Annotated in this window: 11 protein-coding genes; 4 read left to right on the forward strand and 7 right to left on the reverse strand. The window is 65.1% G+C overall.

Annotation, left to right across the window (positions count from 1 at the left end):
• Window positions 1–11 precede the first annotated feature (11 nt).
• The 5 genes from ACTUWL_RS33800 to ACTUWL_RS33820 form a co-directional block, all read right to left on the reverse strand.
• Complete coding sequence (locus ACTUWL_RS33800; RefSeq protein ID WP_021081917.1) at window positions 12–1358, reverse strand: PQQ-dependent sugar dehydrogenase; 1347 nt, start codon at window positions 1356–1358, stop codon at window positions 12–14.
• A gap of 143 nt (window positions 1359–1501) precedes the next feature.
• On the reverse strand, window positions 1502–2995 hold the full coding sequence (locus ACTUWL_RS33805) for a sensor histidine kinase (RefSeq protein ID WP_035653334.1): 1494 nt from the start codon (window positions 2993–2995) through the stop codon (window positions 1502–1504).
• A 16-nt stretch (window positions 2996–3011) separates the two neighbouring features.
• Complete coding sequence (locus tag ACTUWL_RS33810) at window positions 3012–9305, reverse strand: HAMP domain-containing protein (RefSeq protein WP_415027985.1); 6294 nt, start codon at window positions 9303–9305, stop codon at window positions 3012–3014.
• A 192-nt stretch (window positions 9306–9497) separates the two neighbouring features.
• Complete coding sequence (locus ACTUWL_RS33815; protein ID WP_291734934.1) at window positions 9498–9680, reverse strand: hypothetical protein; 183 nt, start codon at window positions 9678–9680, stop codon at window positions 9498–9500.
• 165 nt (window positions 9681–9845) lie between these two features.
• A complete protein-coding gene (locus tag ACTUWL_RS33820; RefSeq protein ID WP_021082216.1) occupies window positions 9846–10160 on the reverse strand; it encodes a hypothetical protein in 315 nt (104 codons plus the stop codon).
• Between the two features lie 61 nt (window positions 10161–10221).
• On the opposite strand from ACTUWL_RS33820, the gene ACTUWL_RS33825 reads away from it, so the two are divergent.
• Window positions 10222–10422: a DUF3072 domain-containing protein gene (locus ACTUWL_RS33825; protein ID WP_021082217.1), complete on the forward strand. Its 201-nt coding sequence runs from the start codon at window positions 10222–10224 to the stop codon at window positions 10420–10422.
• Window positions 10423–10481: 59 nt separating this feature from the next.
• Window positions 10482–10769: a hypothetical protein gene (locus tag ACTUWL_RS33830; RefSeq protein ID WP_206117325.1), complete on the forward strand. Its 288-nt coding sequence runs from the start codon at window positions 10482–10484 to the stop codon at window positions 10767–10769.
• Between the two features lie 162 nt (window positions 10770–10931).
• Here the strand turns inward: ACTUWL_RS33830 and ACTUWL_RS33835 are convergent, their stop codons facing one another.
• Window positions 10932–11189 (reverse strand): hypothetical protein, encoded by a 258-nt coding sequence (locus ACTUWL_RS33835; protein WP_021082219.1) that lies wholly within the window; start codon window positions 11187–11189, stop codon window positions 10932–10934.
• 124 nt (window positions 11190–11313) lie between these two features.
• On the opposite strand from ACTUWL_RS33835, the gene ACTUWL_RS33840 reads away from it, so the two are divergent.
• On the forward strand, window positions 11314–13383 hold the full coding sequence (locus ACTUWL_RS33840) for an ATP-dependent helicase (protein ID WP_021082220.1): 2070 nt from the start codon (window positions 11314–11316) through the stop codon (window positions 13381–13383).
• 126 nt (window positions 13384–13509) lie between these two features.
• On the opposite strand, the gene ACTUWL_RS33845 is transcribed toward ACTUWL_RS33840, so the two are convergent.
• Window positions 13510–13761 carry a PilZ domain-containing protein gene (locus ACTUWL_RS33845; protein ID WP_021082221.1) on the reverse strand — a complete coding sequence of 84 codons (252 nt, stop codon included), beginning with the start codon at window positions 13759–13761 and terminating at the stop codon, window positions 13510–13512.
• A gap of 267 nt (window positions 13762–14028) precedes the next feature.
• Between ACTUWL_RS33845 and ACTUWL_RS33850 the strand changes: the two genes are divergently transcribed.
• Window positions 14029–15435 carry an MFS transporter gene (locus tag ACTUWL_RS33850; protein ID WP_021082222.1) on the forward strand — a complete coding sequence of 469 codons (1407 nt, stop codon included), beginning with the start codon at window positions 14029–14031 and terminating at the stop codon, window positions 15433–15435.
• The last annotated feature ends 7 nt before the right edge of the window (window positions 15436–15442 follow it).

A 15442-nucleotide genomic window follows, 5' to 3' on the forward strand; every position in this document is an offset into this window, starting at 1 on the left:
CGACAGAACGGCTACTCGTGGCTGATCCGCCAAATCGTGCCGTTGCCGTCTTCGGAGACCAGCAGAGCACCGTCGCGCGCCACGGTCACGCCAACCGGTCGGCCCCAGACCTCGTTGTCGCCGACGACGAAGCCGGTGACGAAATCCTCGTACTCGCCGGTCGGCACGCCGTCCCTCAACCTGATGCGAATGACCTTGTAGCCGGTGCGCTTCGACCGATTCCACGAGCCGTGTTCAGCAGCAAAGCCATCGCCGCGATACTCGGGCGGAAAGCTGCTGCCGGTGTAGAAGGTCAGGCCAAGCGAGGCCGAGTGGGCCTGCAACAAGACGTCAGGAACCGTCACCCTGTCCTTCAGGTCGGGCCGCTCGCCGGCATGCGCGGGATCCTCGTTGGCGCCGATGTAATACCAGGGCCAGCCGTAGAACGCGCCTTCGCGGATCCGGGTCACATAATCAGGCACGAGGTTGTCGCCGCGGCCGTCGCGCTCATTGGTCGAACACCATGGCGTGCCGCTGCCCGGCTGGATCGCGAGGCCCACGCAGTTGCGGATACCCGTCGCAAACAGTTTCTGGTTCTTGCCGTCGGGATCGAACGCAAGCACGGCGGCGCGATCGGTCTCGGCGCCCCAGGCCGCGCCAAGCGCGTGGTCGCGGCTCCAGGCTTCGATACCTTCCGGGGGCCGGCCGAGGCCCTCGCCTGCGTTGCCCGCGGATCCGACCGACACCAGCATCCGCTTGCCGTCCGGCGTGAACACGATGTCGCGCGTGGAATGGCCGTAGCCGTGCGGCAGCCGGGCCACGATCGTCTCGGGCGCTCCAGACGCCTTGAGATCACCGTTGCGGTAGGCAAAGCGCACGACGCTGTCGGTGTTGGCGACATAGAGCCATTGCGGATTGTCGCCGTTCGGGAAGAACGCGATGCCGAACGGCCGGTTCAGTCCGCTTGCGTAGACCTCGTTGTTTGCAGCCTTTGCGGCGCCGTCCGCGCTGCGCAGGACGCGGATGCGGCCCGGACCGGTTTCCGCGACGAAGATGTCGCCATTGGGCGCGGTCCGGATGGTCCGCGGTCCGCTCAGCCCGCTCGCGAACAGCTCGACCTTGAACCCCGCCGGCACCTGCGGCAATGCCGAGGCGGGTCGCTGCACAACGCGTGACGCATTGCTGCTGGAGGCCGTTGCCCCCGGTCTGGGCAAGTCTTGCGGGGTGATCAGCCGCACCGTGCCCGGCCTGTCGCGCTGCCAGTCGCCGAACGCCTCCGTGCCTTTCAGGACCGGCTCGGCCGCCGCCGCTCCGATACCGATCGCGGCTGCGAGGAGAATGACCGACAGACCTGCGCCGGCCAGATTCGTCTTCGGCATGTGCTCCTCGGGCGATGTCTGCGTCAGTTGCAGAGTTCATAGCGCGGTTCGACCGCCGGCTGCGGTCACAATGTCGTCTGCGTCGTTGTCGTTGGAGGCGCTGCGCGTCGGATCACCCGGCTTGATGATCGATGGGCGCGGGATCAAACCCTGGAGCTGACCATCGGCTTGCGTTGGGCGGCCGCCGACAGGTCGGGATAGACCGCGGTTTCTCCAGCCATCGCCTTGAGAGGAACCGTGAGCCGGCAGATCAGGCCCTCGGCGCGCCAATCGAAGTCAGCCCGGCCGCCGAGCTGGGTCTCGATGCTGGCGATGACGCTTCGCGTGCCGAAACCTTTCTGCTTCGGCTTGGTCACCGGAGGCCCGCCGGACTCCACCCAGGCCAGGATCAGCGTCTCGTCCTGCACTTCCCAGGTAATCGCGAGCCGGCCCGGCAACACCGACAGGCTGCCGTATTTGGCGGAGTTGGTGACGAGCTCGTGCAGCGCCAGCGCCAACGTCTGCGCGGTCGCGGGCTGCAACTGCACCTCCGCGCCATCGATCTGGATCTGTCCGGCTTCGGAATAAGGTGCGATCTCCTCGGTCACCAGCCGGCGGATCTCGGCGCCCTGCCAGCTCGACAGCGACAGCACGGTGTGCACGCGCGCCAGCGCCGTGATCCGGCCCTCGACCGCCCGCACATAGGCGGTGACGTTCTGCGCGCGCGTCAGCCGTACGATCGATTGCGCCAGTGCGAGCGCGTTCTTGGCGCGATGGTCGACCTCGCGGGTCAACAGGCTCTGCCGTTCCTCGGCCTTCTTGCGATCGGTGATGTCGACGGTGACGCCGCTGACCCGCACCACCCTGCCGTTCCGGTCGCTGGTGGCAGCAGCCGTGCCGACACACCAGCGCACCTCGCCGTCAGGCCGCATGACGCGGAATTCGGCCTCATAGGACGTTTGTCCCTTGCCGAACCCGGCCCAGGCTTCGCGCAGTTCCTCGACATCGTCGGGATGAAACAGTTGCTGGATATTGTCCGACGTCAGCGCGAAGGATTTCGGATCGACGCCGAAGATCTTGTACTGCCCTTCGTCCCACATCCAGTCGCCGTTGACCCAGTCCCAGTCCCACGAGCCCATCTTGCCTGCGGCGATCGCCATGCTGCGGCGCGCTTCGCTCTCGACCAGCCGTGTGGTCGACTGCTCGAGCTCGGCGGTGCGCGCACGCACCCGGTCCTCGAGCTCGGCATTGAGGCGTTCGAGCTGCCGCGTCTTGCGGTAGAGCTCGGCGAACACGCGGATTTTCGCGCGCAGCACTTCCGGAACGACCGGCACCGGGACGTAGTCGACCGCGCCCATCTCATAGCCGCGCAGCCGGTCGATGTCGCTGACCTGGATGGCCGAGATGAAGATCATCGCGGTCTTCTGGAAGCGCGGATGCTCGCGGATCATCGCGGCGAGCTCGAAGCCGTCGAGCTCTGGCATGCAGACGTCGACCAGGATCACGGCGACTTCGTTCTTGAGCAGGAACTCGAGCGCCTCGCGGCCCGACGAAACCGGGACCAGCGTCTCGCCGAGTTCCTTCAGGATGACCTCGTAAGCCAGCAGCTTCGCCGGCTGGTCATCGACCAGAAGGATATTTACCTTTTCATGGTCCATCATGTTCGATCGCCGATCAGCGGTGCAGCCACATGCGGATCGCCAGCAGCAATTGCTCGGTGTTCACGGGTTTCGCCAGATAGTCGGATGCGCCTGCCTCCAGGCATTTCTCGCGGTCGCCCTTCATCGCCTTTGCGGTCAGCGCAATGATCGGCAGCCGCGCAAAGGCGGGGTTTTGCCGGATCGCGCCGATGGTCTGGTAACCGTCCATCTGCGGCATCATGATGTCCATCAGCACGACCGCGATCTTGGGATTGGACTCGACCAGCGAGATCGCCTCGTGACCGGTTGTCGCAGTCAACACCTTCATACCTCGCCGCTCCAGCACGCTCGACAGCGCGAAGATGTTGCGGGCGTCGTCGTCGACCAGGAGCGCGGTCTTGCCAATCAGATCCTCGTCGGAACTATTGAGCTTCTCCAGCATCCTCTGTTTTTCGACGGGCAATTCCGTGATCACACGGTGCAGGAACAGTGACGTTTCGTCGAGCAGACGCTCCGGCGACTCCACGCCTTTCACGACGATGCTGCGCGCCATCGTGTGCAGTTCCGCATCTTCCTCGGCCGAAAGTTCCCGGCCGGTAAACACGACAACGGGAATATTGGAGAGCGTTTCGTCCTTGCGGATCTGATCCAGCACCTCGAAACCGCTCATGTCGGGCAGGCGCAGATCGAGCACGACGCAGTCGCAGGGATTTTCGCGCAGCGTCGACAGCGCCCCTGCCCCGGTGCCGCTGGTCACGATCTCGATATCCTCGTGCCCGAGGAGTTCGGTGATGCTGAGCTGCTCGGCCGCATTGTCCTCGACGATCAGCAGGCGCTTGCGGCGCGGCCTGGCGTATTCCTTGATCTGCGACAGCGCCGCGCTGACGCCTTCGGTCGTGGTCGGCTTGTTGACGAAAGAGAACGCGCCGCGCGCCAGCGCGTGCTGGCGATCTTCGTCGAGCGTGATGATCTGGACTGGAATGTGACGGGTCAGCGGATTGTGCTTGAGCTGGCTGAGCACGGTCCAGCCCAGCATGTCGGGCAGGAAGACGTCGAGCGAGACCGCGCTCGGCTGGAACTGCTTGGCGAGATCGAGCGCCTCGGCGCCGCGGCTTGCGACCAGCACCTTGAAGCCCTTGTCGCGCGCGAGGTCGATCAGCACCCGCGCGTAATGCGGGTCGTCCTCGACGATCAGCAGGATGGTGTCGCCGGGCTCGAGATTGAGCCGGTCATCCGGCAGCTGCTCGATCACACGCTCCTGGGTACCGGACGATGACTGCAGCGACGGCGCCGCCGTGTGCGGCATTTGTATCGGCTGAGCCTGCGGCCGCAATGCGACCGACGGTCCGGCATATTTCAGCGGCAGATAGAGCGTGAAGGTCGAGCCCTTGCCGGGCGCACTGCGCAGATGAATCTCGCCGCCGAGCAGGCTCGCCAGCTCTCGGCTGATGGCAAGGCCGAGACCGGTACCGCCGTATTTGCGGCTGGTGCCGGCGTCGGCCTGCTGGAACGCCTCGAAGATCAGCTTCTGCTTGTCCTGGGGAATGCCGATGCCGGTATCCGACACCTCGAACGCCACGACGGCGGGCGCGGCATTGAGGATCGGATGCTCCGCGCTCCAGCCGCCGAGCGCGGCCGACACGGTCAGGCTGACGCCGCCATCGGCGGTGAACTTGAACGCATTCGAGAGCAGGTTCTTCAGCACCTGCTGCAGCCGCTTGGAGTCGGTGACCATGCTGCGCGCGAGGTTGGCATCGACATCGATGCTGAAGGACAGATGCCGGTTCTCCGCCTCGTGCCGGAACGGCCGGCCGACGGTCTCGAGCAGACTTGACGTCAGAATTTCCTCGGCATCGACCGTCACCGTACCGGATTCGATCTTGGACAGATCGAGAATGTCGCTGATCAGGTTCAGCAGATCCGTACCGGCGCCGTGAATTGTGCGGGCGAACTCGACCTGCTTGCCGGTCAGGTTACCGTCCGGATTCTCGGTGAGCTGCTGGCCCAGGATCAGGATCGAGTTCAGCGGCGTCCGTAGCTCGTGCGACATGTTGGCGAGGAATTCGGACTTGTACTTCGAGGTCAGCGACAGCTCGGTCGCCTTCTCTTCCAGCGCGCGGCGGGCCTGCTCGATTTCCTGGTTCTTGCGCTCGACGTCGACGTTGCGTTCGGCGAGCTGCTGGGCCTTCTGCTCGAGCTGATCGTTGGTCTGCTGCAATTCCTTCTGTTGGGTTTGCAATTCGCCGGCGAGCTGTTGCGACTGTTTCAGCAGCGCCTCGGTCTGCATCGTCGCCTCGATGCTGTTGAGCACGATGCCGATGCTGTCGGTGAGCTGTTCGAGGAAGCTGATCTGCGAGGTCGTAAACGAGGAGATCGAAGACAGCTCGATGACAGCCTTGACCTGGTTCTCGAACTGCACCGGGAACACGACGAGGTTCTTCGGCATGATCCGCATCAGGGCCGAATTGATCGGTACGGCATCGCCCGGAATATCCGAGACGAGACGCTGCCGCTTGTCGAGCGCGCACTGGCCGATCAGTCCCTCGCCGAACTGGACGATTTGCGGATGCGGGTTGCTGCTGTCGCTGGCGTAGGCCGCTAGCAAACGCAGCTGCGCATTCTCGGGATTGTCGACCTGGTAGATCACGCCCATATGGGCATTGATCAGCGGCGCAAGCTCGGTCAGCAGCAGCCGGCCGACGGTCGCAAGATCGCGCTGGCCCTGCAGCATGTTGGTGAAGCGGGCCAGATTGGTCTTCAGCCAGTCCTGCTCGGTGTTGCGCTCCGTCGTAAGACGGAGGTTGCCGATCATCGTGTTGATGTTGTCCTTGAGCTCGGCGACCTCGCCGCGCACGTCGACCTGGATCGAGCGCGTCAGGTCGCCCTTGGTCACGGCAGTCGCCACTTCCGCGATCGCGCGCACCTGAGAGGTCAAATTGGCCGCCAGCAGGTTGACGTTGCCGGTGAGGTCCTTCCAGGTGCCTGCTGTGCCGGGCACGTTGGCCTGACCGCCGAGCCGCCCCTCGACTCCGACTTCGCGGGCCACGCTGGTGACCTGTTCGGCGAAGGTCGCAAGCGTCTCGGTCATGTTGTTGATGGTGTCGGCGAGCGCGGCCACCTCGCCCTTCGACTTCACCGTGAGGTTCTGCTTCAAGTCGCCGTTGGCGACCGCAGTCACCACCTTGACGATGCCGCGCACCTGCTCCGTCAGGTTCGCCGCCATGACGTTGACGGTGTCGGTGAGGTCCTTCCAGGTGCCGGCGACGCCGCGCACCTCGGCCTGGCCGCCGAGCTTGCCCTCGGTGCCGACCTCGCGCGCCACGCGCGTCACCTCGCCGGCAAAGGCGTTGAGCTGATCCACCATCGTGTTGATGGTGTTCTTCAGCTCGAGGATTTCGCCCTTCACGTCGACCGTGATCTTGCGCGACAGGTCGCCGCGCGCCACGGCGGTGGTCACTTCGGCGATGTTGCGGACCTGGGTGGTCAGGTTCGCGGCCAGGAGGTTGACGTTGTCGGTGAGGTCCTTCCAGGTGCCGCCGACACCGGGCACCACGGCCTGGCCGCCGAGCCGCCCCTCGGTGCCGACCTCGCGCGCCACGCGCGTCACTTCGGCGGCGAACGAGCGCAGCTGCTCGACCATCGTGTTCAGGGTGTCCTTGAGCAGCAGGATCTCGCCGCGCACGTCCACCGTGATCTTCTTCGACAGGTCGCCGCCGGCGATCGCGCTCGCGACCTCGGCGATGTTGCGGACCTGCGCGGTCAGGTTCGACGCCATGAAGTTGACGTTGTCGGTGAGGTCCTTCCATGTGCCGGCGACGCCGGGCACTTCGGCCTGGCCGCCGAGTTTGCCTTCGGTACCGACCTCGCGCGCGACGCGCGTGACCTCGCCGGCGAAGGCGTTGAGCTGGTCCACCATCGTGTTGATGGTGTTCTTCAGCTCGAGGATTTCGCCCTTCACGTCGACCGTGATCTTGCGCGACAGGTCGCCGCGCGCCACGGCGGTGGTGACCTCCGCGATGTTGCGGACCTGGGCGGTCAAATTGCCGGCCATCGAGTTGACGTTGTCGGTGAGGTCCTTCCAGGTGCCGGCGACGCCGGGCACGTTGGCCTGGCCGCCGAGGCTGCCGTCGGTGCCGACCTCGCGCGCGACGCGCGTCACCTCGCCGGCGAAGCGGTTGAGCTGGTCCACCATCGTGTTCAGCGTTTCCTTCAGCTGAAGGATCTCACCGCGCACGTCGACCGTGATCTTGCGCGACAGGTCGCCGCCGGCGATCGCGGTCGCGACCTCGGCGATGTTGCGGACCTGTGCCGTCAAATTGCCCGCCATCGAGTTGACGCTGTCGGTCAGATCCTTCCAGGTGCCCGCGACGCCGGGCACTTCGGCCTGACCGCCGAGCTTGCCGTCGGTGCCGACCTCGCGCGCCACGCGCGTCACTTCGCCCGCGAAGGCGTTCAGCTGGTCCACCATCGTATTGAGCGTTTCCTTGAGCTGAAGGATTTCGCCCGACACGTTCACCGTGATCTTCTTCGACAGGTCGCCCTTCGCCACCGCGGTCGCGACCTCGGCGATATTGCGGACCTGCGCCGTCAGGTTCGAGGCCATCGAGTTGACACTGTCGGTCAAGTCTTTCCAGGTACCGGCAACGCCGCGCACCTCGGCCTGGCCGCCGAGCTTGCCCTCGGTGCCGACCTCGCGCGCCACGCGCGTGACCTCGCCGGCGAAGGCGTTGAGCTGGTCCACCATCGTGTTGATGGTGTCCTTCAGCTCGAGGATCTCACCGCGCACGTCCACCGTGATCTTCTTCGACAGGTCGCCATTGGCGACCGCGGTGGTGACCCCTGCGATGTTGCGAACCTGCGCGGTCAGGTTCGAGGCCATGAAGTTGACGTTGTCGGTGAGGTCCTTCCAGGTGCCGGCGACGCCGAGCACGTTGGCCTGGCCGCCGAGCTTGCCTTCGGTGCCGACCTCGCGCGCCACGCGCGTCACTTCGGACGCGAAGGCGTTGAGCTGGTCGACCATCGTGTTGAGTGTTTCCTTCAACTGAAGGATCTCGCCCGACACGTTGACCGTGATCTTCTTCGACAGGTCGCCGCCGGCGATCGCGGTCGCGACGTCGGCGATGTTGCGGACCTGCGCAGTCAGGTTTGACGCCATGAAGTTGACGTTGTCGGTCAGGTCCTTCCAGGTGCCGGCGACGCCGGGCACCTGGGCCTGGCCGCCGAGCTTGCCTTCGGTGCCGACCTCGCGCGCCACGCGCGTCACTTCTGAGGCGAACGAGTTGAGCTGGTCGACCATCGTGTTGATGGTGTCTTTCAGCTCGAGGATTTCGCCTGACACGTCGACCGTGATCTTGCGCGACAGGTCGCCGCGCGCCACGGCCGTGGTCACATTGGCGATGTTGCGGACCTGGGCGGTCAGGTTGCCGCACATCGCGTTCACGGAATCGGTGAGGTCCTTCCAGGTGCCGGCCACACCGGGCACGATCGCCTGGCCGCCGAGCTTGCCGTCGGTGCCGACCTCACGCGCAACGCGCGTCACTTCCGAAGCAAACGAGCGCAGCTGATCGACCATCGTGTTGATGGCCTCCTTCAGCTGCAGGATCTCGCCGCGAACGTCGACCGTGATCTTCTTCGACAAGTCGCCGTTGGCGACCGCGATCGTCACCTCGGCGATGTTGCGGACCTGGCCGGTCAAATTGTTGGCCATCGAGTTGACGCTCTCGGTCAGGTCCTTCCAGACGCCGGTCACTTCCGGCACTTGGGCCTGGCCACCGAGCTTGCCTTCGGTGCCGACCTCGCGGGCCACGCGTGTGACCTCCGAGGTGAACACCGAGAGCTGCTTGATCATCGTGTTGACGATGTTCGCCGATTGCAGGAATTCGCCGCGCAGCGGCCTGCCCTCGACATCGAGCTGAACGGTTTGCAGCAGATCGCCCTGCGCCACGGCGGCGACCGCGCGGGTGACCTCGCGGGTCGGCCACAAGAGGTCGTCGATCAGCGTGTTGACCGAGCTTTCCATATCGGCCCACGCGCCGCTGGCGAGGCCGAAATTGACGCGCTGGCGAGTTTGCCCCTCGCGGCCGACGACCTGCCCGACGCGCGCCAATTGCTGAGCCATGCGCTCGTTGGCGGTCGCGATCTCGTTGAAGGCGTCCGCGATCTTGCCGTCGATACCGAGGTAATCGCCACGCATCCGAACCGAGAAATCGCCGCCGCGCATCGCCTGCAGGGACTGCAGCAGATCGTGCGAGGAATCGAGGCTTCCATTCGATGATTGAGCGCGGCGTGTTTCAGCACGGGGACGAGGCGGAGAACCGAGATCGGTCATGTAATTTCCCCTACGCACTGGCTTACGAATCCTAAAGACTCGGAAAAGCCAGTGTGACCATAAGAATGATTGCTCTTGATCGATTCAAGCGGGAAAACGCCAAAACCGCGATTTGTGACGCAAACCGAGTGACTTAATCGCTAATGGAACCAAAAGTTCCGACCCGGCATTGTAACTTTTCGCAGAGTGGGACTAGCGTTCGGCCGGCCAGCTTCGCCGCACCAATTGCACCCGCTCGATGCGGCTGCATTGTTCGCAGCGGTATTGAAGGATGTCCTTGCCCTCGCTGCCCGGATAGCTGCTCTCAAGCCGCATCGTCCTGATGCAGCTGATGCAGGAGATCAGCGTCAGCAGCGGGCTGCGATCGTCATTCATCGATGCCCGCGGTGGCGCGGTCGGATCGGCGATCATGGCGCTGGGCAATGCTATGGTGTTGGCTCTCACCACAAGAAAATGCCGATCCTGCGGCTCAGGTTCCGACTCGGAAACCCGATTTACGCTCGAAGCGCGCGTCCGCGCTGGTTCGACCGGGCGGCCGGATCACACCCTGGCGTGGCCCGGTTTGGGCTTAGGCTTGTCCGGCCTGGCCTTGTCCGCCTTGACCGATGCAATCGGGCGATCCGCATAGCTTCGGCTGAGCCGCTCGCGAACGGTCGGGAGGCGCTCGCCGCCACCGGCGGCTTTCCATCGGCCGATCAGCTCGGCGACCTCTGCGCGCATCGCCATCAGCCGGTATGACGCTTCGCTGCAATCCAGGTCGCGATTGACCTGGTCCCGGATCGACGCTTCGATCAAGGTCATCTCAGCCCGCAAAGTGCTGATCCTGCGACGAATTTCATTGATCTTGTTGTCCATGGGTTGTTAGAACAAAAATAGAACATATTGTCAAGTCACGATCCGGCAAGTGAGGTGGACCATGAGCACAGCGGCGGTGAGATTTGGCGGGGTTGCGGACCGCTTCGGCGGTCTGATGTCGCGCGCCCAGGCGCTGCGGTTGAGGAGCCTGGCCGAGGAGGCTTATCAGCCGGACCAGTACGCGCGCGACTTGACGTCGGAGGAAGCCGAACGGCGCATCGACGCCCTCCGGGCGGAGATCGCGCTGGCGGACTCGTTCTGAGCCACCCCCCTGAGGCTCTGATATAGCGGCGCAGCTGGGTCTGTTCTGTTATTGCTGCTTTGCCGCTGCTTGATCTGGGGGGGAAGTCTTTCGTGCTCGAGTTGGAGAAGCGCTCGCCGCTTGCGTTCCCGATCACGCTCAAGGACGGGCGAATACTCGCAACGGTTGGCGACGCGGCGGACTATCTGTCAGCGCTGAACGCGGATCAGCGCGAGCGCGGCTATTGGAAGACGGCGATCCTGATGTTCAACAACGCGATGCGCGAACCCAGCTACCTGAGGATCGCGACGATCAACATGCGCTCTGCGCTTGTGTATGACCGCCTCGTCGACGACGCCGGCTCCTGATTGTGGCGCGGCAGCTACAGCCGAATCGGCGGTGGTTGCGTACGGCCCTTGTCGTTATGGCCGCAAACAAGGTAACGGCGGTACACGCGACGGCCGGGCGCACCATGCACTTCGGCCGCACTCTCGGGCCGCCTCGGAGGGCCAAAGGCGGCCCATTTCTTTTCAAATCAATTTTGCGCGGACGAACAGCACCCGCAGCGCGCTGGTCGCCTGCACGGTCAGCATGGCGTTGCCGGCGGCTCGCTCCAGCGCAGCCAGCGCGTCGTCGTGCAGCGAGCGGAACTCCATCCATTCGACGGCGCTGAGATTGCTGATGAAGCGGTAGGCCTGGCCGACGGTCGCGAGCGTCACCGTCTCGCCATTCAGCCGCACCTTGAATGTCGCCTTCAGCGGCGTGTCGGATTTGGAAGTGTCACCCATGGCGCGGTTGTGCGCCGCGGCGCGTTAATGTCAATCTAATTTCTCCGCGTCCGCGCAGCTGCGCCTGCCCCACTGAATCGCAATGTCTGTTAGCGTTTCATCCGGCGTTTCCTGGGGGTGATTCGTGCCTGATCTTGCCAACACGGCCTATCTCGATGCGCTTAATTCCGAGCAGCGCCGCGCCGTCGAGTACGGGGTCGGCGACGATGGCATCGTCGGCGCGCCGCTGCTGGTGATCGCGGGCGCGGGCTCGGGCAAGACCAACACGCTCGCCCATCGCGTCGCGCATCTGATCGTCGCCGGCGCCGATCCGCGCCGCATCCTGTTGATGACCTTCTCGCGGCGTGCCGCGGCCGAGATGGCCGGCCGCGTCGAGCGCATCGCCCGCCGTGTGCTCGGCGATCGCGCCTCCGTCATGACCGATGCGCTGAATTGGGCCGGCACGTTCCACGGCATCGGCGCGCGGCTGCTCCGCGAATTCGCCGAGCGTATCGCGCTCGACCCGGCATTCACGATCCATGATCGCGAGGACTCCGCCGACCTGATCAACCTGGTCCGTCACGATCTCGGTTTCTCCCGTACCGAAAGCCGGTTCCCCACCAAGGGCACCTGCCTTGCGATCTATTCGCGCTGCGTGAATGCGGAACTGCCGGTCGAGGCCGTGCTCGGCCAGTTCTTCCCCTGGTGCTCCGGCTGGGCCAGTGAATTGAAGCAGCTGTTCGCGGCCTATGTCGAAGCCAAGCAGCGGCAGAACGTGCTCGATTACGACGACCTCCTGCTCTACTGGGCGCAGATGGTGACGGACAGCGCGCTGGCCGAGGAGATCGGCGGCCGCTTCGATCATGTCATGGTCGACGAATATCAGGACACCAACCGCCTGCAGTCCTCGATCCTGCTCGCGCTCAAGCCGGCCGGGCACGGGCTCACCGTGGTCGGCGACGACGCGCAGTCGATCTATTCGTTCCGTGCCGCCACCGTGCGCAACATCCTCGACTTCCCGAGCCAGTTCAGCCCGGCCGCCGAGATCGTCACGCTCGACCGCAACTATCGCTCGACCCAGCCGATCCTGTCGGCCGCCAACGGCGTGATCTCGCTCGCCAAGGAACGCTTCACCAAGAACCTGTGGAGCGACCGCACCTCGACCCGCAAACCGCTGCTGGTCACGGTCCGCGACGAGGCCGATCAGGCCCGCTACATCGTCGAGCAGGTGCTGGCCAATCGCGAGGAAGGCACGCTGTTGAAGCACCAGGCGGTGCTGTTCCGCACCTCCTCGCACAGCGGTCCGCTGGAGGTCGAGCTGACTCGCCGCAATATTCCGTTCGTGAAATTCGGCGGCCTCAAATTCCTCGACGCCGCGCACGTCAAGGACATGCTGGCGCTGCTGCGCTTCGCCGCCAATCCGCGCGACCGGGTCGCGGGCTTTCGCATCCTGCATCTATTGCCCGGCGTCGGGCCGGCCTCGGCACAGCGCGTACTCGACCGCATGGCCGAGGCCGCCGATCCGATTGCTGCGCTCGCAGCGCTGCCCGCCCCACCCCGCGCCGGCGCCGACTGGCGGCTGTTCGTCGAGGCGATCGAGAACCTCCGCTACTCGGAATGGCCCGTCGACATCGAGCGCGCGCGGCTCTGGTACGAGCCGCATCTCGATCGCATCCATGAAGACAGCGAGGTCCGCCGCGCCGACCTCATCCAACTCGAACAGATCGCCGCCGGCTATCCGTCACGCGAACGCTTCCTCACCGAGCTCACGCTCGATCCGCCCGACGCGACCAGCGACCAGGCGGGCGTGCCGCTGCTCGACGAGGATTACCTGATCCTGTCGACCATCCATTCCGCCAAGGGGCAGGAGTGGAAATCGGTCTATGTGCTCAACGTCGTCGACGGCTGCATGCCGTCCGACCTCGGTGCCGGCACCTCGGCCGAACTCGAGGAGGAGCGCCGCCTGCTCTATGTCGCGATGACCCGGGCCAAGGACGACCTGCATTTGCTGGTGCCGCAGCGCTTCTTCGTCCACGGCCAGGCCGCCAGGGGCGACCGCCACATGTACGCCTCGCGGACCCGCTTCATCCCGGAGCGACTGCTGCCGATGTTCGAGCGGACCACCTGGCCACGCGCCGCCGCCGCGCAAGCCTCAACCGCCAATCGCGCGCCGCCGATCGACATCGGCGCCCGGATGCGTGGCATGTGGCGCTGACACGGGTTCAAGGGATTTTCGCATGACCCGGAACGAAGCCGCCGGCGCAACGCGCCGTCCGTAATCGGCAGACGGCCATTCCAGGCGGCTCCGGCGCGCCGCTAGGACAGTTGCTGATCGCCGCGCTCACGCGGTCGCCACGAAGCTCACTCCGATCCGGGTCTTCTTGCTCCAGATCACCTGGCACTCATAGACGACGGATGCCTCACGGGCCATCATCAGGCGGAATCTGTGCGGGACGAAGGCCGGATTCTCGACCTCGATGGCGGCGCCTTCCGGCGAAATGTTCACGATCGTGCAATGCATGACCGAACCGCCCGACGAGACATAGCCGGGTTCATTGACCTCGGTTCGCGGATGCTTGCGCTTTTCGTCCACCCGGCCTGCCCCCCAAGCTTTGTGTACCCAAACGTGGGGGATCGGCATTGCCGGAGTCAACGGCTGGTGCCGCCCACTTCGGGTTTTCGCACTACGATTTGTGCGCAGCAGTAAGCCGGATTGCTTATCGCGTCCGTGCAGATGAGCCCCGCGTCGGTGCGGGCTTGCCGTTCGCGACGGCGCAAGGATAGCTTCATCCTATGGGCGATGCGCTGGCGCAACGCACGCTCCCAACAACAATGAACAGGCGCCATGGGGAGACGCGCCATGTTCGAGATTCTCGATCGCCGGACGACTCTGACCGGCAACCAGATCAAGATCCTTGCCGCGGCCATCATCGGCGATGCGCTGGAATTCTTCGACTACTTCCTGATCGGCTTTGTGCTCGCCTTCCTGATCGGCCCGTGGAAGCTCACCTTCGGCCAGTCGGCCACCGTGCTGATGAGTTCCGGCATCGGCGCCATCATCGGCGCCTATCTCTGGGGCTGGCTCGCCGACCGCGTCGGGCGCCGCATCGTCTTCATCGGCACGGTGCTGAACTTCTCGATCGCGACCGGCCTGCTCTATTTCACCCCCGACAATGGCTGGGTTTACCTGGCGATCCTGCGCTTCTTCGTCGGCACCGGCGTCGGCGGCCTGTATTGCGTCGACCTGCCGCTGGTGCAGGAGTTCATGCCCTCGCACAAGCGCGGTTGGGTCGGCGGCCTCGTCACCTGCGTGATCCCGCTCGGCGTCGGCCTTGGCGCGGTGCTGGGCGCGATCATGGGCACCGATCAGTGGCGGCTGCTGTTTGCGATCGGCGTGCTGCCGGCGGTCCTGGTGCTGCTGGTCAGGCTCTGGGTTCCCGAGTCGCCGCGCTGGCTGTGCCGGCAGGGACGCTACGACGACGCCCGCAAGTCGCTCGCCTGGGCGCTCGAGGTGCCGCCATCGGAACTGCCTTTGCCGAGCGCGGCCGACGCCGGCCCGATCGTCAAGACGAGCTGGTTCGACCTGTTCAAATATCCGCGCAGCCTGATCGTCTCCTGGCTCGGCAATGCCGGCGCGCAGACCGGCGTCTACGGCATCACGCTATGGGCGCCCGCGCTGTTCGTGCTGCTGCTCAAGGTCACGCCGCAGGAGGCTGCCAAGATGATGATCCTGCTCAGCGTCACCGGCTTCCTCGGCCGCCTCTCGTTCTCGTATTTCTCGGAGCTATTGGGACGGCGCGTGGCCGGCGGCCTGCTCGGCTTCGGCGCCGGAGCGCTGACCATCATTGCCGGCTATCACTACGACGCGACGCTGTTCGGCATGTCGGCGTTCTGGCTGCTGCTCGGCGCAGCCTTCTTCTTCGCCGACGGCGGCTTTGCGATCGTCGGCCCCTATGCCGCGGAGGTCTGGCCGTCGCATCTGCGCACCACGGGCATGGGATCCGCCTACGGCTTCGGCGGCATCGGCAAGATCATCGGGCCGGTCGGCCTCGCCTTGATCGTCGGCTCGAGCAACTATCTCAAGCCGGACGTGCCGCTGACCCAGATCCCGACCGCCTTCGTCTATCTCGGCTGCTGGTTCCTGATGGCGGGCGCGGTCTATCTGTTCTTCGGGCTTGAGACCCGCGGCAAATCGATCGAGCAGATCGACCGGGAGCTCAACGCGGCGGCTGACGTCGCGGCCTCCGCAACGATCCGGCGCGCCTGAGGGAGGC

The organism is Bradyrhizobium sp. WCU1 (assembly GCF_053474805.1).